The sequence below is a fragment of the Enterobacter sp. SA187 genome, assembly GCF_001888805.2.
In the GTDB taxonomy this organism is placed as follows: domain Bacteria; phylum Pseudomonadota; class Gammaproteobacteria; order Enterobacterales; family Enterobacteriaceae; genus Enterobacter_D.
The window spans coordinates 2,196,807-2,217,481 of sequence record NZ_CP019113.1; the positions used below are offsets into that span (position 1 = coordinate 2,196,807).

Here is a 20,675-nt window from a genome sequence, read left to right on the forward strand (position 1 = left end):
GTTTACTCGGCGTCCGGAGTGAAAGGCGTCAGCGGGGCGTCATCATTATCAGAGAGCAGGATCTGCACGCGCTGCTCTGCCTGTTGCAGTTTAACCTGTCCCTGACGGGCCAGCTGTACGCCGCGCTCAAATTCATTTAAGGCTTCTTCCAGCGGTAAGTTGCCGCTTTCAAGACGGGTGACAATCTGTTCCAGCTCATTGAGCTCCGTTTCGAAACTGGCCGGTGCGTCATTTTTCTTTGGCATGTGAATGTCTGACTCTCTCATTTATTCGGCCCCGCTATGGTAGCGGAGTGGCGCAACTTAGCAAATAAGGCGTAATGGTCATGCAATATGCGCAGGTTGACCACGATGGTGGTATACTTCTGCGCCTGGATGCAGCCGCAGGTATGGGCTGCTGTATATTTCTCTCAACAGATCGCTTGCCTGATCTGCCAACGAACCATTGCCGCCATGAAGTTTATCATTAAATTGTTCCCGGAAATCACCATCAAAAGCCAATCTGTGCGTTTGCGCTTTATTAAGATGCTGACCGGAAATATTCGTAACGTTTTAAAACATTATAACGACGACACGCTCGCCATTGTTCGCCACTGGGATCATATTGAAGTCCGCTCCAGAGACGAAAACCAGCGTCTGACTATTCGCGATGCCCTGACCCGCATTCCGGGGATCCACCATGTGCTGGACGTGGAAGATGTGCCTTTCACTTCGCTGCATGACATTTTTGAAAAAGCGCTGGCGCAGTATCGCGACCAGCTGGAAGGCAAAACCTTCTGCGTGCGCGTTAAACGCCGCGGTAAACATGAGTTTAGCTCTATTGAAGCAGAGCGCTACGTGGGCGGCGGACTTAATCAGCATATCGAATCGGCGCGGGTAAAACTGACGCACCCGGATGTCACCGTACATCTGGAAATTGAAGATGACCGTTTGCTGCTGGTGAAAGGCCGCTACGAAGGCATCGGCGGTTTCCCGATCGGTACCCAGGAAGATGTGCTGTCGCTGATCTCCGGCGGTTTCGACTCTGGCGTGTCCAGCTATATGCTGATGCGTCGCGGCTGCCGCGTACACTACTGCTTCTTTAATCTTGGCGGCGCGGCGCATGAAATCGGCGTGCGTCAGGTGGCGTACTACCTGTGGAAACGTTTTGGCAGCTCGCACCGCGTGCGCTTTGTCGCCATTAACTTTGAGCCGGTCGTGGGCGAGATCCTCGAAAAAGTGGAAGACGGCCAGATGGGCGTGGTGCTCAAACGCATGATGGTGCGCGCGGCGTCAAAAGTCGCCGAACGCTATGGCGTGCAGGCGCTGGTGACCGGCGAAGCGCTGGGCCAGGTGTCGAGCCAGACGCTGACCAACCTGCGTCTGATTGATAACGTTTCCGACACGCTGATCCTGCGTCCGCTGATCTCTCACGATAAAGAACACATTATCGATCTGGCGCGTGAAATCGGCACCGCTGACTTTGCCCGTACCATGCCGGAATACTGCGGTGTGATCTCGAAAAGCCCGACCGTAAAAGCGGTGAAAGCGAAAATCGAAGCGGAAGAAGAAAACTTTAACTTCGACATTCTTGATGAAGTGGTCGCCGCGGCGAGCAATATCGACATCCGCGAAATTGCCGAGCAAACCCAGCAGGACGTGGTGGAAGTGGAAACCGTCACCGGTTTCGGCCCGAACGAGGCGATCCTCGATATTCGTTCCATCGACGAGCAGGACGATAAGCCGTTGCAGGTTGAAGGTGTGGAAGTGGTATCTCTGCCATTCTACAAACTCAGCACTAAATTCGGCGATCTCGACCAGAGCAAAACCTGGCTGCTGTGGTGCGAGCGCGGCGTGATGAGCCGCCTGCAGGCGCTGTATCTGCGCGAGCAGGGCTTTGAGAACGTGAAGGTTTATCGCCCGTAATGAAAAAGCGCCGTAAGGCGCTTTTTTTATTCGTAATAATTATAAATTCCTGCCGGTATCACCAGCTGTGACGCCACTTCGTGGGCCTTTTCTCGCCCGACCAGCAGATCGATAATCTTCAGACCGAAATCAATGGCGGTGCCCGGCCCCTGGCTGGTCAGCAGGTTGACGCGCGGATCCCAGACCACACGTTTATCCTGCCACTGATCTTCCGGGATACGGTCTTTCAGCGCCGGGAAGCCGGTCATGTTGCCGATGGGGAACAGATCGTGAGGAACCAGCACGGTAGCCGCGGCGGCGCAGATGGTGGCAACGATGCGGCCGGAAAGATGGAACTGCCGCACCGTCTCTACCAGCAGCGGACTGTCACGGAAACATTCGGCGCCTTTAATGCCGCCCGGCAGGACGATGATGTCAAAATCGCCGTCAGCCACTTCCACCAGCGGCGCATCGGCAAGCAGCTTCACGCCGCGCGAGCAGACGATCCTCAGATCGCCGTCGCTGGCAACACTGGCGGTAGTGACGTTGATGCCGCCACGCACCAGCAGGTCGATGGTGGTGACCGCTTCCATTTCTTCACTACCAGGGGCGAGGCATATCAGTGCTGATGGGCTCATACTCACTTTCCTTACGCTTAACGAGTTCATAAAGTCGGGTGTTTTCCGGGACCGCTATACCGTGCGCGCGGGCGCGTCTGAGCAAATACCCGGTGATGTAATCAATTTCGGTATGACGCAGGGCGCGCACGTCCTGCAACATCGACGAGATGTTATCTTTAGTGCTGGCGATGATCTGGTTGACGTAAAGCAGCAAATCCTCAGCGGAAGTATGATGACCTTCCCGCTCCATCACCGCCGCCACTTCGTGGCACAGCGTCTGGATTAAGGCCGGATGCGCCTGTAGCTCGCCGTTCGGGCAGTTCCACAGCGCGGTCAGCGGATTGATCACGCAGTTCACTGCCAGCTTGCGCCACAGCTCAGGGCGAATGGTGTTATGCCAGGCTACGTCCGGCAGCACGTCCTGAAGGGTATCCGCCAGATAGCTGTAATCCCCGTCCTGCTGGCGTGCAGGGCCAATGTGAGTGATACCACCCGCGACGTGCAGAATGACATTGCCATCGTGGCGGGCAGCGTGCGTGGTGGTACCCATCAGCAGAGGCTGGGAGATATTTTTCAGCTCATCCACCGTACCCATACCATTATGGATGAGGAGTATCGGCGTAGCGGCAGGTAAACTGGCGGCGAGGTTTCTTACCGGTTCTGACACCTGCCAGGCTTTAAGAGTCACCAGCAGCAGATCGCTTTGCGCCAGGAAATCAGGATCGTTCGCGGTTAACGACGCGTTAAAAAGGGTGCCGTCTTCTTCGATCAGGTTTACGCTGCAATAAGGTTGAGGTACGCGAAGCCAGCCCTGGACTTCATGTCCATGCCTGCACAGCGCGCTCAGCCACAGCTGACCTAATGCCCCGCATCCGAGCACGGTAATTTTCATGGTTCCTCCTGGCCTGCAACACTTACGGGCATAACAAGTTGAGTTATGCTTCTTAGCAGGTATTATGCATCGCAATAAATAGAGAGGGAGAAGAAAAGATGCCATCTTTCGATATTGTCTCTGAAGTTGATCTTCAGGAAGTCCGCAATGCGGTCGACAATGCCAGCCGTGAAGTGGAGTCGCGTTTTGATTTTCGCGGCGTTGAAGCCACTTTCGAGCTGAACGAGGCGAATAAAACCATTAAGGTGCTGAGCGAATCTGATTTCCAGGTGAACCAGCTGCTGGATATTCTGCGTGCCAAACTGCTGAAACGCGGTATTGAAGGGGCGTCGCTGGACGTACCTGAAACTTTCGTGCACAGCGGCAAAACCTGGTTTGTTGAGGCGAAGCTAAAACAAGGCATCGAGAGCGCGACGCAGAAGAAACTCGTCAAACTGATCAAAGACAGCAAGCTGAAAGTGCAGTCGCAGATCCAGGGTGAAGAAGTGCGCGTGACCGGTAAATCACGCGACGATTTGCAGTCCGCGATGGCGCTGGTGCGCGGCGGCGATCTGGGGCAGCCGTTCCAGTTCAAAAACTTCCGCGATTAACTATCCCAGGCCCGGCGATACCCTTTTCGTCGGCCTTTTTTACTCCCTTCACCTGCTTCAGCCAATTAAGTAAATTAATCAATCTATTACGAATTTGAGAATGATGATAATCACATTCTAGGTGAAATCATCTTGTCAGCCTGGTCTGCACTGATTACTTTGCTAACTCGAATTAGCAAAGGGCGGGGCAGGGATGCCATCACATGAATTTAAGGCGCTGGCCCCGATATAATGGATAAATGGTGAGGCGCTATCATGTCAGCAGACAAAACAGGTTTATTACAGGATTTATGTCAGATTAAAAATGCCCGCAGCGGGCGGCTATCCAGCTGGGATCAAAGCGGGCGTAATCAGGATTACTGGATGATCCCCGCCGGGGAAACCGTTCGGTTAGCGGATATAAGTGGTAGCGGTTGTATTACCCATATCTGGATGACGCAATTTTGCCGCAAAATAAAAGGCCCCGGATTGATTGATCCGACGCAGGGACAATATGTCGCGCCCATTAATGAAATCAATAACGCCCTTGGCGTAAGCTGGGAGCAACATGATGAAGCTTACTATCGTAAGGTACTGCTGAAATTTTACTGGGATAACCAGGTGCAACCGTCCGTTATCGTGCCGCTGGGGGATTTTTTCTGTGTCGGGCATTCGGTTCCGGCTAGCTTTACCTCGCTGCCCTTCACTGTCTCTTGTCGGCCCGACGAAAATTACCGGCCCGGCGCGACGGCGGCGTTTAACTGCTATTTACCCATGCCCTTTAACGAGCGCGCGATTATTGAAGTCGAAAACCAGAATGATTTGCCCTACGGACAGTATTTCAATATCGATTTTGAATGCTATCCGGAAAAGCATGCCGACGATATTGCTTATTTTCATGCCTGGTGGAAGCGTGAAAATCCCTGCCAGGGCTGGGGGCCTGAACTGCAGGTTAACAGCCCGGAAGTCAATATTCCTTGCCTGAGCGCGGAGAATAATTATGAGCTTCTGAATATTGAGGGGGAAGGGCATTATATCGGCTGCAATTTATCGGTGCGCCATCGGCAGGAAACCTGGTGGGGCGAAGGCGATGAGATGATCTTTATTGATGATGATCCGCTGTGGCCGCCTTCAATTCATGGCACAGGGACAGAAGATTATTTTAATCATGCCTGGGGAATGCAGGACTGTTCCGCCCCTTTTAATGGTTCCTCACTACACGATTCTCATTTGCCAGGGTTTCAGACCAGCTACCGCTTTCATATTACCGATCCAGTGCATTTTAAAAAACGCATCCGGGTGACCATGGAGCATGGTCATGGTAATCATCTTTCTGACGACTGGGCGTCGACCGTCTACTGGTATCAAAAGCTGCCCTCGCCCGTATTGTCGATGCAACCGGTGGCGGAGCGTATTCCGGCAAGGGCAGGAGAAGCCTTTGCCCCGCTGTCTGAGGTAACGCTGAATGCAGAAATGCAGGCGCAAAAACAGTGCGCGGCGCAGCGTCTTGAAAACTGGCAAACGCTTCGCCAGCAGGAAGTGGATAAGAAAATCGCCGCCACGCGTGAGAAGTCCATTAACAATAAAATTATTTCACCATTTTCTGAATAACTAAACAGCGGTATGCGCATTATTGCGGTATGCCTGGCGGGTTCCCGTCAGGCAGAAGATGTGCATACCTGAGCCACCTGAAATCACGTTACCGGAAGAGTTTTATCATGACTACACGCTTATCGGTTCTTGAAAAAAGCGCTTATGGCGCGGGTGATATGGCACTCACTATTTCTATTATTTCCGCATCCATACTTATCTATGCTTTCCTGATCCAGGTCGTCGGATTATCGCCCGTTGACGCAGGCTGGATATTAATGATTGTGCGCACCATTGATGCTATTTCCGATCCGCTGATGGGAATATTAACCAGTAAATTCCGTACCCGTCTGGGACGTTATCGTCACTGGTTGATGATTGGCGCAATACCTTTCGGTATTTCACTCTGGCTGTTATTTACTTCTTTTGGCGAAACCTATAGCCAGAAAATGGCCTGGTCAACCGGCGTCTATATATTTAACAGCCTTGCCTTTACGGTGCTGGCGATCCCCTATATTTCATTGATTGGCGTGATCACCGCCGATCCACAGGAGCGACTGAACGCTAACGCCTTTCGGTTCCCGATGGCGAAGGTAGCCACGCTTATTGTTTCAACCTTTGTGCCGTACTGGGTGACCCAGGGCAGCGATGCGCGCAGCAGTTACGCAACAGCCTTTGCAGTAGTGGGGGCGGTAAGCGTCGTTATCATGCTGTTCTGCGCGTTTAATGTGAAAGAGCGGGTGATCACTACGACACCTGCAGAGCCTTTACGCCGCCAGGTGAAAGGCTTGCTGCAAAACGATCAATGGCAGATTATCAGCCTCGCGATGGTCGTGCTGTTTGTCGGCTTTCTGGTGAATGGCAGCGTCGCGATTATGTACGGCAAAGAGTTTGCCGGTGCGACGGACGGGTATGGGATTGCGATATTCATGAGTATGGGATCGGTAGGAGGCATCCTTGGGCCGTTGATCTCTACCTGGCTGACGCGTCATTACTGCAAGATAAAAGTATTTAAGTATTCCATGTATGGCTCGGCGGTGATGTCGTTATTGGCCTGGTGGCTGGTAGGGGCGAACAGCTTCTGGAGCGCGACGTTCTTTTATTTGCTCTGTTCTGTAGTGTCACAGATTAATACGCCGATCCTCTGGTCTTCTATTACTGAAGCTTCAGATTATGGCTTATGCAAAACAGGTATTGATGCTTCCGGTCTGGCGATTGGTATGATTTCTTTCTGCCAGAAATTCGGTATGGGGATCGCCGGGCCGATCACCGGCTATTTGTTGGCCTGGGTGGGCTACACCAGTGAGGGCGCGCAAAGTGCGTCAGCGATCGCAGGGTTATCCTGGATCATGCTGCTGGTGCCAGCGCTGTTTTATTTACTCACCGGCCTCATTATGCATTTCTACGTGATCAACAACGCTTACTATTCCGCGATGATGCAGAATGGCCGCAATGATCAAGCGACCATACTGTGTGAAAAGCCTCAGTAAAAAGGCCCCGCAGCTGACAGGGCGGGGCGCTTGATTTAAGACCGGCGCTTGCGGGTGATCAGCGTCATCGGCACTCTGACGGTCTCATTAACGGGATCGCCGGTAAGCGCGCGCTGCATCATATTGAAGGCTTTTTCCGCCCAGGCGTCTTCGTCCTGTTGCATTGACCAGACATTATTTGCCAGGAAACTCAGCATCGGGTGTTCATCAAAGGTGCCGATATCAATATCCGGGGAAAGCTCACCAAAGCGGGTACGCAGCGCATCGATAGCCCCCTCCAGTACCGGCAGCGATGAGGCGATAAATACCTCCGGCTGCCCATGTTGTGCAAGCAACCGATCCATGATCGCTCTGCCGCCTTCCGGCGTGTTTTCTGCTCCTTTGATGACCCAGTTACTGTGGTCTATGCCCTGTTTTTTCAGCGCCTGGAGGTATCCATCCAGCCGATCGCTGATGCTCGGTAACTCGGCATCGCCTGCCAGAAACCAGACGGGTTTTTTGCCTGACGCCAGCAGATTCTCGGTCAGCGTCTGACTACCTTGCGCATTTTGGCTTTCAACCAGCGCGTTGTTGCTGAACCTGAAATCGCGATCCAGTAGTACCATCGGTTTTTTTACCTGGCGCAGATGATGCTGTTGGTTTTCCAGCGAGGAGGGAACAATGAATAAGCCGTCTATGTTGCGGGCGATCAGCGCTCGTACCAGTTTGTTTTCGTACTCAATATCGTCATAGGTACAGCTGATGGTTAACTGGTAGCCGGAGCGGCGACAGCGCAACTCCAGCTTTTCAGCCAGGGTGGCAAAGAAGACGTTTGAAATGTTCGGCACAATAAAACCGAGCGTGTCGGTTTTATTGAGTTTCAGACTTCGTGCCGAATGGTTAAGTACATAACCATAACGGTCTACATACTCCCTGATGCGCGCCTGAGTCTTTACGCTGATACGGTACTGCTCCGCTTTTCCGTTCAACACTAACCGCACGGTCGTGACTGACAAATTCAGTTCGTTGGCGATTTGTTCGACTGTTTTGGCCACTACAGTATGCTCCGGACAGGTCTTTAGAGAATAGTGATGAGGCCATAATAGAACGATTATCAGGCATTGTCTTTATGCATCAGTCGGTTAAGCGCTTGCTGATGTTCCCACATTTGTAGATAAACCTGATATTTACGGTCATGAGAGGACTTACGCGCCGGATTTGCCACAACTCTGCTGCCGGGCCTCACCATCTGTTGCGTCGCCGCGGCAAGATCCGGGAATGCCTGACAAGCCACCGCGCCGGTAATCGCAGACCCCAAGGTTACGGCATCTTCTTCCTGCAATAGATGGATATCATAACCTGTAGCATCGGCATACTCACGCATCCATAGCGGGTTATGCGTAGCGCCGCCGCACAGCGCCAGCCGCGCAATGATATGCCCCTGTTTCTGCATGACCTCAATAATATGGCGTGTGCCGTAGGCGATGGCCTGAAGCGTGGCGAGGTACTGCCGCGCCACGCGGGATTCACCACGTTCCAGCTGTAACCCGCATATACTGCCGCGCGCGTCTGGTCGGGCGCGGGGAGAGCGGTTGCCGTGATGATCGGCCAGTATGTGCAAATCCGCTGTGGGCTCATTTTCGCGGGTTTCCAGCGCGGCCACCCACTCGTTAACCAGCGTAACCGGATGGTACCCACGCTGATGAGCCTGAGTAATCAGCTCTGTTCCTGTGCTGCACTCTTGCAACGTCCAGTCCACTAACGCGCCCGCAGCGCTTTGCCCGCCCTCGGTCAGCCAGTACCCTGGCAACATGGCTGACCAGTATGGCCCCCATACGCCGGGCGTCATGATGGCCGCTTCGCTACAAATCAGATGGCAGTTAGATGTGCCGCTTATCAGTGCCAGGGTACCCTGAGGTTGCCGTCCGGTTAAGGCTACGCCGCCGGCATGGGCGTCAATCATACCGCTGGCGACGACGACCTGCGTAGACAGCCCCAGCGCCTGAGCCGCCTCCGGCGTTAAGGTTCCGGCGCGAGCGGCGGGCGGCAGGATGCGCGGCGGAATTTTATCCCTCAGGGCTTCCAGCCCGGCGGCAGCCAGCAGCGTGTCGCTGAAACGCTGTTCATGAGCCAGATAGTTCCATTTGCAGGTCAGGGTGCACAGGCTGGCGACATCCTCCCCTGTGGCCTTCCAGACCATAAAATCCGCCAGATCCAGTAAACGGTGTGCGCGTTGCCAGGTTTGCGGATGATGGTTCTTGAGCCAAAGCGCTTTCGGCAGTTCCATTTCAATACTGACTTCGCCGCCCGTATATTTAAGAGCGCGATCGCCAGTGGCATTGATCAACTGCGTTTCCCTCGCCGCGCGGTGATCCATCCACATAATGATGTTGTGATCGTCAGCTTCGCCAGGCGATACGGCAAGCCCGTTGCCGTTTTTATCGATAGCCACCAGCGAACAGGTGGCATCAAAACCAATCGAAACTATCTGCCCGGCGTCAAGGCCAGCACTGGCGACAGCCTCTCTAACCGCCTCGCAACTCTGCTGCCAGATCTCAGCGGAGGACTGCTCTACCCGCGCCTCGGCGGGACGAAACTGTGAAATAGCGCGAGTGGCGAAAGCCAGCCGCTGGCCGTTTGCGTCAAATACCCCAGCGCGCACGCTGGCTGAACCTATGTCTATGCCAAGGAAAAAACAGGTCGTCATTTTCTGCTCCAGAAAGTCAGGGTTACATCCCTGTGGTTAAACCGCTCGTGAGGATCCTCACAAAACCCGGCGAAAAATGTTGTGATGAAAATCAGAAAAACTCTATGCTAATTCGAGTTAGCAAAAGGATTTGACGCCAGGGGCGTTGAGGGCAATCACATATCTGTAAGGATGAGATCTCATTATGAAAGGTAAAAAGGTTCTTCCGAAGATTGGCATTCGTCCTGTCATTGACGGGCGGCGGATGGGCATTCGCGAATCGCTGGAAGCGCAAACGATGAATATGGCGTATGCCACCGCGAATCTGTTGCAGGCAAAACTGCGTCACGCCTGCGGCAGTGAAGTGGAGTGCATAATCGCTGATACCTGCATCGCCGGGCTGACAGAGTCCGCGGCCTGTGAGGAGAAATTCTCGGCGCAGAACGTCGGGCTGACTATCACCGTCACGCCCTGCTGGTGCTATGGCAGTGAAACCATTGATGTTGATCCGTTGCGCCCAAAAGCGATCTGGGGGTTTAACGGCACGGAGCGACCCGGCGCTGTTTATCTGGCGTCAGCGTTGGCGGCACATAATCAGCAGGGCATTCCGGCCTTTTCGATTTACGGCCAGGATGTACATGACAGTGACGACACCGCCATCCCGCCGGATGTGGAAGAAAAATTGCTGCGTTTTGCACGTGCAGGCCTGACGGTGACCAGCATGAAGGGCAAAAGCTATTTAGCTTTAGGCGGCGTTTCAATGGGAATTGCGGGGTCACTTGTCGATCATGATTTTTTTGCGTCCTGGCTGGGCATGAGGGTGCAGTCCGTTGATATGACCGAACTCCGCCGCCGTATCGATCAACATATTTATGATGAAGATGAACTGGCCCTTGCGCTGGCATGGGCGACGGAGAAATTCCGCTTCGGAGAAGACCGAAACGCGCAGCACAATCAGCGTAACGAAGCACAGCAGCGGGAGATCCTGCGGGAAAGTTTACTGATGGCTATCTGTATCCGCGACATGATGCAGGGCAATCCGGTGCTGGCCCGAGCAGGCTTTTGTGAAGAGGCCCTGGGCTATAACGCTGTCGCAGCCGGGTTTCAGGGGCAGCGGCACTGGACGGATCAATACCCGAACGGCGACATGGCAGAAGCGCTGCTGAACAGCTCATTTGACTGGAATGGCATCCGCCAGCCCTACGTTGTGGCCACGGAGAACGACAGTCTGAATGGCGTCGCGATGCTGATGGGGCACCTGATGACGGGCACGGCGCAGATCTTCGCTGATGTGCGCACCTATTGGTCGCCGGAAGCGGTTGAACGAGTAACGGGCGAGACGCTCAGCGGCGTGGCGGAGCAGGGGATTATTCATCTCATTAATTCCGGTTCGGCGGCGCTCGATGGCACCGCGCAGCAGACGGACATCAAAGGAAATCCTACCCTCAAGCCCCATTGGGAAATCAGCACCACGGAGGTAGACGCCTGTCTTAATGCCACTCGCTGGTGTCCGGCGGTACATGAGTATTTTCGCGGCGGCGGCTTTTCGTCACAGTTTGTCACCCGCGGCGGGGTGCCTTTTACCATGACGCGCGTAAATATGGTGAAAGGGATCGGGCCAGTACTGCAAATTGCTGAAGGCTGGAGTGTTGAGCTACCGGAAGCGATCCATGCGGTACTGGAACAACGCACAGACCCGACCTGGCCCACCACCTGGTTTGCGCCGCGTCTTACGGGCCGTGGCCCGTTCCGTGATGTCTGGTCAGTGATGTCTGGCTGGGGCGCAAATCACGCTGTACTGACGGCGGGCCATGTCGGTGCGGATTTCATTACGCTGGCCGCCATGTTGCGTATTCCGGTCAGCATGCACAATATTGAGGAGGAGCAGGTGTGGCGACCGTCTGCGTGGGCGGCGCACGGAATGGATCCGGAAGGGCAGGATTACCGCGCCTGCCGCAACTACGGACCGCTGTACAGGCGCTAAGGAAAAGCAAACCGGTTAGCCCCGGTCAGGTCTGGTCGGGGCTTAACGTGCCAGCAGCGCCTGTTCGATCTCAAAGCGATTCGTCACTTTGCTGTCGATTTTGATGTATACGCTGCGCTCATCCTGCACCACCAGCACCTCGCTCACCCCGGGCAACGCGCGTAACTGCTCGCCCAGCGTGTCATCTGCGGGAACATCCGCCGGAATTTCCACGCGCAGACTGCTGACGTAAGCCGGTTCGCTCATGGTCAGGGATACCAGCAGCCAGAGGGTCGCCAGCAGCGCGCCAGCCAGAAATACCGTCTGCGAATCAAACATACCGTCCACCCAACCCGCCATCGAGCCGCCAATAGCCACACCCAGGAACTGGCTGGTGGAATAGATACCCATCGCCGTGCCTTTATAGCCCGCCGGGGCTTCTTTACTGATCAACGATGGCAACAGCGCTTCCATCAGGTTAAAGGCGAGGAAGAAGATCTGCACGCCCAGCACCTGCTCCCAGAAATGCGGCCCGGCGCCCCATAACACGATTTCGGCAATCAGCAGCAGCGCAACGCAGAAGACAAACACCCGCTTCATGCGGCGTTTTACTTCCGCATAGATGATAAAGGGCACCACGCAGACAAAAGAAATCAGCATGGTCGCCAGATAGATTTTCCAGTGATCCGCGGTGGCAAAGCCCGCGGCTTCCAGCTGGCCGGGCAGGGCGACGAAGGTGGACATCAGCAAAATGTGCAGGCACATGATGCCGAAATTGAGTTTTAACAGCTTCGGGCTGGCGATAACTTTGCTGAAGCAGCCTTTGACCATGCCTGATTCACGGTTCAGCACATGGTTTTTGCTGTCCGGCACCACCCATAGCGTCAGGGCGATACCGGCGGTTGCCAGCGCGGCGATCATCCAGAACAGCGCATGCAGGCCGAGCTTATGGGTGATGATGGGGCCGAGCACCATGGCGATGGCAAAGGTCACCCCAAAACTGACGCCAATAAACGCCATCGCTTTGGTGCGGTTCTGTTCGCGGGTTAAATCGGAGAGCAGCGCCATCACGGCGGCGGCAATCGCGCCTGAGCCTTGCAGCGCACGGCCAAGAATAATGCCCCAGATCGAGTCCGACAGGGCCGCCACCACGCTGCCAATAACAAAAATAGCCAGCCCGCCGACGATCAGCGGTTTGCGTCCGATACGATCGGACAATAATCCAAAGGGGATCTGAAAAATGGCCTGCGCCAGCCCATAAATACCAATGGCGAAACCAATCAGCGCTTCGCTTGCGCCCTGCAAAGCCATACCGTAAGTGGTGAGAACGGGCAGGACCATAAACATGCCGAGCATACGCAACGAGAACACAGTCCCTAAACCCCAGGTGGCGCGTAACTCGCCTGGCGTCATTTTATAATCGTTCATTTCCACCTCAAATTCTAAAACCGGGCATAGTGTAGTGCGGGGGCAGGGCAGGGTAAAGCGGGGTATTTTACAAATAAAAAAGGGTGCCGTAGCACCCTTTTAGGTATTAATGCGTTACCAGACGTAAGTAAGCAGGCTGTGAGAATCCGGGACCATAAAGTCGACGGACATCATCACCGACAGCGAGGTAATGGCGACGATAGAAAAGACGAACAGCTTACGCGCCCAGACTTTATCATCTTCCACTTTATAACCACGCAGCGCCATTCCGAGCCACCAGACGCTCACCGCCGCAGCCACCACCAGATATTTATAACCGGCATAGCCACCCAGAGTGAGCATCAGCGTCGCCACAGCGAAGGCGATGATATACAGCGTGATATGGTTTTTGGCAACCGAGATGCCTTTCACTACCGGCAGTACCGGGATGTTCGCCGCCTGATAATCCTTAAAGCGGAAAATCGCGATGGCGTAGGAGTGGGGCATCTGCCACAGGCTGAAAATCGCCAGCAGGATCAGCGCGCCACTGTCAAAATCACCGGTTACCGCGCAGTAGCCAATCACCGGCGGCGCAGCGCCGGAGAGAGAGCCAATCAGGGTGCCATAAACGGAGTGGCGTTTCATGTACAGGCTGTAAACGCCGACATAAACCACAAACCCCATCACGCCCAGCCAGCAGGCCAGCGGGTTAGCACCAAACCACAGCAGCATAAAGCCAGCAATACCCAACAAGGTGGCATACACCAGCGACATTTTCGGCGAAATCAGGCCCTTGACCAGTACCCGGTTCTTCGTGCGCTCCATTTTGCGGTCAATATCGCGGTCGATGTAGTTGTTAAATACACAACCGGATGCGACTACCAGTGACACGCCAATCAGCGTAGCAGCGAAAAGGGGATAGTCGATGCTGCCCTTGGAGGCCAGCAGGAACCCCCCGATCACGGAGATCAGGTTACCGAAAATGATGCCTGGTTTCGTTACTTGCAGGTATTGCTTAATCATACTCGCCGCTCTTAGTGAACCATCATGTTGTTGTTCAGGCTCCACATAATCCAGATGGATCCTGCAACCACTATGGCGATAATCAGCACGGTAAAGACAAAGGCCACCAGGTTCCAGCGATCCTCAGAAGAGGTATTCATATGCAGGAAGCACACCAGGTGAACCAGAATCTGTACCACTGCCATCCCCACGACGACGCTAACCAGCGTGGCATGAGAAGCAGTGCCGTTCATTACCATCCAGAACGGGATCACCGTCAGGATGATCGACAGGATAAAACCTGTCATGTACGTTTTTACGGTACCGTGAGAAGCGCCGCTATGATCGGTTGGATGACTCATTACATTGCCCCCATCAGATAAACAACAGAGAACACACAGATCCACACCACGTCCAGGAAGTGCCAGAACATGCTCAGGCACATCAGACGGGTACGGTTAGTGCTGGTCAGTCCGCGACGGGAAACCTGGAACATCATCAGCGCCATCCACACCAGACCAGAGGTCACGTGCACGCCGTGGGTACCTACCAGGGCGAAGAACCCGGACAGGAAGCCGCTGCGATCCGGGCCGAAGCCTTCGGCGATCAGATGATGGAATTCATAGATTTCCATCCCAACGAAGCCCGCACCAAACAGGAAGGTCAGCGCCAGCCAGGACAGAACCTGGCTTTTGTTCCCTTTATCCATGGCGATAACCGCCATGCCGTAGGTGATGGAGCTAAACAGCAGGAGGAAAGTTTCCACCAGCACGAACGGCAGTTCAAAAATATCTTTACCGCTCGGGCCGCCCGCTGTGCCGTTCACCAGAACGGCATAGGTTGCGAACAGACATGCAAAGAGAATGCAGTCGCTCATCAGGTAGATCCAGAAGCCAAAGACTTTATTGGCTCCTGCATCGTGATGCCCATGGTCATGCGCATGAGCGCCAGAATGTGCCAGAGAATCAGTTGACATTTTTCAGCCCTGCTTTGCTAATTTCATCAAAGTGCTGGTTTTCCAGTTTCTCAACGGTCGCGACCGGGACGTAGTAATCCACGTCTTCATCGAAGCTCTTCACAATCCAGGTAATGATGATACCTGCGAAGCCTACGATGGCCAGCCACCAGATATGCCAGATCATGGCGAAACCGAAAATGGTGCTGAACGCGCCGATAACCACACCTGCACCGCTGTTTTTCGGCATATGAATTTCTTCATAATGCGTCGGCTGCTGGTACGCTTCGCCTTTCTCTTTCATTTCCCAGAACGCATCACGCTCGTGGATATGCGGAACTACGGCAAAGTTGTAGAACGGCGGCGGGGAAGAGGTTGCCCACTCCAGCGTACGGCCACCCCACGGATCGCCCGTCAGGTCGCGGTTCTGGTTGCGATCGCGAACAGAGGTATAAATCTGCATCACGATGCTGAAGATACCGCAGGCAATCAACAGCGCGCCGATTTCAGCCACAATCATCAGCGGTTCGAACATCGGATCGATGTCCTGGCTAACGCGACGGGTCATACCCATGAAGCCCATAGCGTACAGCGGCATAAAGGTTACGAAGAAGCCGATGATCCAGAACCAGAATGCACGTTTGCCCCAGGCTTCGTTCATGGTGTAACCGAAGGCTTTCGGCCACCAGTAGGTCATACCTGCGAAGCAACCGAACACCACGCCACCGATGATAACGTTATGGAAGTGCGCCACCAGGAACAGGCTGTTGTGCAGTACGAAGTCTGCGCCCGGCACGGCCAGCAGCACGCCCGTCATCCCACCGATAGAGAAGGTGACGATGAAGCCGATAGTCCACAGCATGGAAGAGTGGAACTGGATACGGCCCTGGTACATGGTAAACAGCCAGTTGAAGATCTTCACCCCGGTCGGGATGGCGATAATCATCGTGGTGATACCGAAGAAGGCGTTAACGTTCGCACCGCTGCCCATGGTAAAGAAGTGGTGCAGCCAGACGATGAACGACAGTACGGTAATAGCGATAGTTGCCCATACCAGCGAGGTATAACCAAACAGACGCTTTCTGGAGAACGTTGCCGTCACTTCAGAGAACACACCGAACACTGGCAGAACAAGAATGTACACTTCCGGATGGCCCCAGGCCCAAATCAGGTTCACGTACATCATCATGTTGCCACCCATATCATTCGTGAAGAAATGGGTGCCCAGGTAGCGGTCCAGGGTCAGCAGGGCTATCGTCACCGTCAGGATCGGGAAGGAGACGATAATCAGTACGTTAGTACACAGCGACGCCCAGGTGAACACAGGCATTTTGAACATCGTCATGCCCGGCGCACGCATACGCAGGATGGTTACAAAGAAGTTAATACCGGTCAGCGTAGTACCAATACCGGAGAGCTGGAGACTCCAGATCCAGTAGTCGACCCCGACTCCCGGACTGTACTCAATGCCCGACAGTGGCGGATAAGCGACCCAACCCGTCTGCGCGAACTCGCCCACACCCAGAGAAACGTTCACCAGGATTACGCCGACAACGGTGAACCAGAAGCTCAGGTTGTTCAGGAACGGGTAAGCAACATCGCGTGCGCCGATTTGCAGCGGCACCACAATGTTCATCAGACCGATAACGAACGGCATCGCCACGAAGAAGATCATGATAACGCCGTGGGCGGTAAAGATCTGATCGTAGTGATGCGGTGGCAAGAAGCCCTGTTCGCCCGCGGACACCAGCAACTGCTGGGTACGCATCATGATGGCGTCGGCAAAGCCACGCACCAGCATAACGATAGCGACGAGGATATACATAATCCCCAGGCGTTTATGGTCAACGGAGGTTAACCATTCGTTCCATAAGTAAGACCACTTACCGAAGTAAGTGAGTGCGGCAACCAGCGCCAGACCACCGACGAGGATTGCTGCAACCGTAACCATGATAATGGGTTCATGGTACGGAACTGCATCCAGTGTTAATTTTCCGAACATCGTATTATTCCTCAGCCCCTTAATGAGAGGTTTGGGCGTGACTCATGTCCATGCCTTCCATACCTTCATGAGAACTGTGTTCCCCTTCCGGCTGCGTCACGTCCATGCTTTTCCCGTGAGACATAAATTTGCCAATAACATCTTTAAACAAATTCGGTTTCACGCTGGAGAAGTATTCAACCTTGTTATATTCGCTCGGAGCCGCAACTTTCTCGTACGTCGCCATATCGTTCATGACTTTCGGAGACTGTTTCGCTTTGGCAACCCAGGCGTCAAAGGTGGCGTTATCCGGCGTAGCAATAGCTTTGAACTTCATGCCGGAGAAACCTGCGCCACTATAGTTGGAGGAAATACCATCATAGGTGCCGGCTTCGTTGGCAATCAGGTGCAGCTTGGTCTGCATCCCGGCCATCGCATAAATCTGGCTACCCAGACGCGGAATAAAGAAGGAGTTCATCACCGAGTTAGAGGTGATTTTGAATTCCACTGGCGTGTTCGCCGGGAAGGCGATTTCATTCACCGTAGCGATACCCTGCTCCGGATAGATGAAGAACCATTTCCAGTCCATAGCGATAACTTCGATGGTCACCGGCTTAGCATCGTGATCAAGCGGTCTGCCTGGTTCTAATGCATGCGTGGTTTTCCATGTCAGTACAGCAAGGAAAATAATGATTAAGATGGGGATGGTCCAGACAACAGCTTCAACTTTGTTCGAGTGCGACCAGTTGGGGCTGTATTTGGCATCCTTATTCGACGCCCGATACTTCCAGGCAAAGCCGATAGCCATCACGATAGCGGGGATCACGACAATCAACATCAGCCCAAGAGCTGTCAGTATCAAGGAACGTTGTTCCAGTCCGATCTGTCCTTTGGGGTCCAGCAGTGCTGAATCACAACCACTGAGTAAAACAGTGCCTGCAATTAACGAAAGCAGTCCCAAACTTTTATTGTATTTCCTGAGTCTCATTTAACGACCTCAATTCCACGGGGATCAGGTGGCGTTTAAAGTGTGCGGGCATTTTACGGGAAGGTTACATTACTGTAAACATGAATGGCGCGGTGTCAGCGAGGTGTAACCGGGTTCTGCCGCGCGCGTCACATAGAATGCAACAATCTGTAAAAATTCGCGATCGCCTAAGTTACACCTATGTTAGAACAAAACTCCGTCCTCCAGTTAATTGATCAGGTTAATTGGTATAACCAATCAATTTTAAGTACAAATTATTAACATTGAATCAGCATTTATAGAACATTACTTGAAAGAAATAATTCATAACGGTGCTGAATCGTTTAAGAATAGTCATTATTTTAAACCGCACAAAATAATTAAAGAAATTTAAGTTTGCACGAATGAATAATGCCGACTAACAGCGATTTTATCGTTCGATATTTAATCAAAATAATAACTCAGGGGAATTAAACCTGAGGTTAACCGGTTCAGATCAGACGAGTTTTGCGCAGGGCGAGGTAGTCAAGAACGCCCCCATAGAGGATACCTGCCGTTGCCAGCAGCGCCCCCCATTCCAGCAGTTGCAGGCCGAATGTCCAGGCGGTAAGGCCGGAAGCGTTAAGAAGCAAAATGACCAGCCAGGCCGCGATCAGGGCACAGCCGACCGCCAGGATCCGCAACGCCAGCCGGTAGGCCGTGGCATATTCAGTACGTGGAAGGAAGCTGTCCGTTTGCTGGGTAAACGCAAGCGTCTGCTTACAGACCAGCAGCAGGAGCAGGCCGGGAAGGGCGGCAAAGACCGAGAACAGATAAAAGGTTGACCAGCCATGCGCCTCGACAAACCAGCCGGCGAGGGGACCGACGTATACCCGACCCACGGCAGACAGGGCAGAGAGCAGGGCAAACTGCGTGGCGGAAAAGGATTTATTGCACAGTGTCATCAACAGCGCAACAAAGGCGGCGGTGCCCATGCCGCCGCACAGGTTCTCAAAGAACACCGCCGCTGCCATGCTGTAGATATGTTTGTCGGTGATGGAGAGCCACCAGTAACCGGCATTAGATATGCCCTGCAACACGCCAAAGATCAGCAGCGCGCGGAACAGCGTCAGGCGCTGCATCAGTACGCCGCCGTACAGCGCGCCCACAATGGTGGCAATCAAGCCCAGCGTCTTATTCACCACCCCAACCTCACCGGCTTCAAAACCAACGCCGCGGATCAGAAAAGTGGTGGTCAGGCTCATGGCGAAGGCATCGCCCAGCTTATAAAGGACGATCAGCAGTAAAATCAGCCAGGCGTTGTTACGGCCAAAGAAATCACGCAGCGGCGCGACGACCGCCTGTTCAAGGGATTTCGGCACCGGAATAACGTCCGTGGGTTCCGGGGCCAGCAGGGTGGCAATGATGCAGGGAATAAGCAGCGCCGCCATCAGCCAGTACATACCCTGCCAGCCAAGCCATTTATCCGCCAGCCACAGCGCCAGTCCGCCGGAGACCAGCATCCCGAGGCGATAACCCAGCACGCTGATGGCCGCACCCGCGCCGCGTTCCTCTGCAGGTAATACATCCGTTTTCCAGGCATCGAACACAATGTCCTGGGAGGCGGAACAAAACGCGATCACCACCGCCAGCGCCGCCATCCAGCGCAACTGGCTGACCGGCTCCAGAAAGCCCATCGCAGCAATCGCCACCAGCAGCAAAATCTGTGTGGTCAGCAGCCAGCCGCGCCGCCGTCCTAAAAATGGCGGCGTATAGCGATCCATTACCGGCGACCACAGGAACTTAAAGACGTAGGCCTGGCCGACCAGCGAGAAGAAACCAATGGTTTTCAGATCAATATTCTCGACGGTCATCCACGCCTGCAGGGTGCCCGAGGTCAGGGCAAGCGGTAAACCGGAGGCGAAGCCTAAGATCAGCAGGATCGCTGATTTTGGTTGCTGAAAAATGCGCAGATAGTGGCTGGACATAAGAGGGACGCTGACCCGACTGCTGCCGGGTCAGCGGGCAGAATTAACGCGCGTTCTGTTTAATGAATTCGTGGATGCTCACGTCCTGAGACATGTCCGCGATGGTATCGGTCAGCACGCTGTTAACCGCGTTAGCAATGTTCTCGTTCTTGGCGGTGAACGCACCTTCAACGGAGTAGCTGGCGCGATAGTTTTTGGTCATCTTGTTGCCATTAGCCGCGGTGGCGATAATCGCGATGTCGGCTTTGGTGGCGATGTTGTAGCGCACGTTACCCTGCGACACATCGGCATACAGCTGATTGACAATAATCTGCAGGTTCACCGCACCGTTCGGGCCAACCATGTAACCGCGGGCGGTCATCTGTTTTTCGAGTACTTCCTGCAACAGGAAACGCAGATCGCGTGTAGCGGTCAGAGTGACTAACTGGTTGTCACGGGTGACTTTAGCCAGTGCCTGATCCTGACGCTGATCGGCGCCGTTAATGCTCACGGTCACGCCCATCAGGCTCGGGTCCTGCTGCGGCAGCGTAATTTTCGGTGAAACGTCAATGGTGTTTGGCGGTGTAGCGCAGCCTGCGAGCATAAACAGGGCGACCAGCGGGAAAAGCAGTTTTTTTAACATGTCGGGGGCTCTCGGAAGATCGGATGCTTATAAGAGAATAATTGTCGCCATCATAACATTGCCAACGGCCGGGGCAACCAGGGAACGCATGTAAATTCATCG

General features: G+C 53.9%; 18 protein-coding genes. 5 read left to right on the plus strand and 13 right to left on the minus strand.

Annotation, left to right across the window (positions count from 1 at the left end):
* Positions 1–2: 2 nt before the first annotated feature.
* Positions 3–245: an exodeoxyribonuclease VII small subunit gene (xseB, locus tag BMF08_RS10425; RefSeq protein WP_072567529.1), complete on the minus strand. Its 243-nt coding sequence runs from the start codon at positions 243–245 to the stop codon at positions 3–5.
* A 207-nt stretch (positions 246–452) separates the two neighbouring features.
* Between xseB and thiI the strand changes: the two genes are divergently transcribed.
* The gene (thiI, locus tag BMF08_RS10430) at positions 453–1,904 is read left to right on the plus strand and encodes a tRNA uracil 4-sulfurtransferase ThiI (protein ID WP_072569402.1); all 1,452 of its coding nucleotides are present in this window, start codon (positions 453–455) and stop codon (positions 1,902–1,904) included.
* Positions 1,905–1,930: 26 nt separating this feature from the next.
* On the opposite strand, the gene yajL is transcribed toward thiI, so the two are convergent.
* The gene (gene yajL, locus BMF08_RS10435) at positions 1,931–2,521 is read right to left on the minus strand and encodes a protein deglycase YajL (protein WP_072567530.1); all 591 of its coding nucleotides are present in this window, start codon (positions 2,519–2,521) and stop codon (positions 1,931–1,933) included.
* On the minus strand, positions 2,484–3,395 hold the full coding sequence (gene panE, locus BMF08_RS10440) for a 2-dehydropantoate 2-reductase (protein ID WP_072567531.1): 912 nt from the start codon (positions 3,393–3,395) through the stop codon (positions 2,484–2,486). Before panE ends, yajL begins: the two co-directional genes overlap by 38 nt.
* A 98-nt stretch (positions 3,396–3,493) precedes the next feature.
* On the opposite strand from panE, the gene BMF08_RS10445 reads away from it, so the two are divergent.
* The 3 genes from BMF08_RS10445 to BMF08_RS10455 all read left to right on the plus strand — a co-directional run bounded on the left by BMF08_RS10445 (position 3,494) and on the right by BMF08_RS10455 (position 7,044).
* Positions 3,494–3,985 (plus strand): YajQ family cyclic di-GMP-binding protein, encoded by a 492-nt coding sequence (locus BMF08_RS10445; protein ID WP_072567532.1) that lies wholly within the window; start codon positions 3,494–3,496, stop codon positions 3,983–3,985.
* Positions 3,986–4,240: 255 nt separating this feature from the next.
* Positions 4,241–5,575: a glycoside hydrolase family 172 protein gene (locus tag BMF08_RS10450; RefSeq protein ID WP_072567533.1), complete on the plus strand. Its 1,335-nt coding sequence runs from the start codon at positions 4,241–4,243 to the stop codon at positions 5,573–5,575.
* A 107-nt stretch (positions 5,576–5,682) separates the two neighbouring features.
* A complete protein-coding gene (locus tag BMF08_RS10455) occupies positions 5,683–7,044 on the plus strand; it encodes an MFS transporter (protein WP_072567534.1) in 1,362 nt (453 codons plus the stop codon).
* 35 nt (positions 7,045–7,079) lie between these two features.
* Here the strand turns inward: BMF08_RS10455 and BMF08_RS10460 are convergent, their stop codons facing one another.
* Positions 7,080–8,078, minus strand: a complete 999-nt coding sequence (locus tag BMF08_RS10460) for a LacI family DNA-binding transcriptional regulator (RefSeq protein WP_072567535.1) — start codon at positions 8,076–8,078, stop codon at positions 7,080–7,082.
* Positions 8,079–8,137: 59 nt separating this feature from the next.
* Complete coding sequence (locus BMF08_RS10465) at positions 8,138–9,730, minus strand: FGGY-family carbohydrate kinase (RefSeq protein WP_072567536.1); 1,593 nt, start codon at positions 9,728–9,730, stop codon at positions 8,138–8,140.
* Positions 9,731–9,914: 184 nt separating this feature from the next.
* Here BMF08_RS10465 and BMF08_RS10470 point away from each other — a divergent pair, with 184 nt between their 5' ends.
* Positions 9,915–11,693, plus strand: coding sequence for an L-fucose isomerase (locus tag BMF08_RS10470; RefSeq protein ID WP_072567537.1), 1,779 nt, complete (start codon positions 9,915–9,917; stop codon positions 11,691–11,693).
* A gap of 42 nt (positions 11,694–11,735) precedes the next feature.
* Here the strand turns inward: BMF08_RS10470 and BMF08_RS10475 are convergent, their stop codons facing one another.
* The 8 genes from BMF08_RS10475 to BMF08_RS10510 form a co-directional block, all read right to left on the minus strand.
* Complete coding sequence (locus BMF08_RS10475; protein ID WP_072567538.1) at positions 11,736–13,100, minus strand: MFS transporter; 1,365 nt, start codon at positions 13,098–13,100, stop codon at positions 11,736–11,738.
* 114 nt (positions 13,101–13,214) lie between these two features.
* On the minus strand, positions 13,215–14,102 hold the full coding sequence (cyoE, locus tag BMF08_RS10480) for a heme o synthase (RefSeq protein ID WP_072567539.1): 888 nt from the start codon (positions 14,100–14,102) through the stop codon (positions 13,215–13,217).
* Positions 14,103–14,113: 11 nt separating this feature from the next.
* Positions 14,114–14,443 carry a cytochrome o ubiquinol oxidase subunit IV gene (locus BMF08_RS10485; protein ID WP_072567540.1) on the minus strand — a complete coding sequence of 110 codons (330 nt, stop codon included), beginning with the start codon at positions 14,441–14,443 and terminating at the stop codon, positions 14,114–14,116.
* The gene (locus BMF08_RS10490) at positions 14,443–15,057 is read right to left on the minus strand and encodes a cytochrome o ubiquinol oxidase subunit III (protein ID WP_072567541.1); all 615 of its coding nucleotides are present in this window, start codon (positions 15,055–15,057) and stop codon (positions 14,443–14,445) included. Before BMF08_RS10490 ends, BMF08_RS10485 begins: the two co-directional genes overlap by 1 nt.
* On the minus strand, positions 15,047–17,038 hold the full coding sequence (gene cyoB / locus BMF08_RS10495) for a cytochrome o ubiquinol oxidase subunit I (RefSeq protein WP_072567542.1): 1,992 nt from the start codon (positions 17,036–17,038) through the stop codon (positions 15,047–15,049). Before cyoB ends, BMF08_RS10490 begins: the two co-directional genes overlap by 11 nt.
* Before the next feature lie 19 nt (positions 17,039–17,057).
* Entirely contained in the window at positions 17,058–18,005 is a 948-nt protein-coding gene (cyoA, locus tag BMF08_RS10500; RefSeq protein ID WP_072567543.1) for a cytochrome o ubiquinol oxidase subunit II, read from the minus strand.
* A gap of 470 nt (positions 18,006–18,475) precedes the next feature.
* Positions 18,476–19,951: a muropeptide MFS transporter AmpG gene (gene ampG / locus BMF08_RS10505; protein WP_072567544.1), complete on the minus strand. Its 1,476-nt coding sequence runs from the start codon at positions 19,949–19,951 to the stop codon at positions 18,476–18,478.
* A gap of 43 nt (positions 19,952–19,994) precedes the next feature.
* Positions 19,995–20,573: a lipoprotein gene (locus tag BMF08_RS10510; protein ID WP_072567545.1), complete on the minus strand. Its 579-nt coding sequence runs from the start codon at positions 20,571–20,573 to the stop codon at positions 19,995–19,997.
* Between the last annotated feature and the right edge of the window lie 102 nt (positions 20,574–20,675).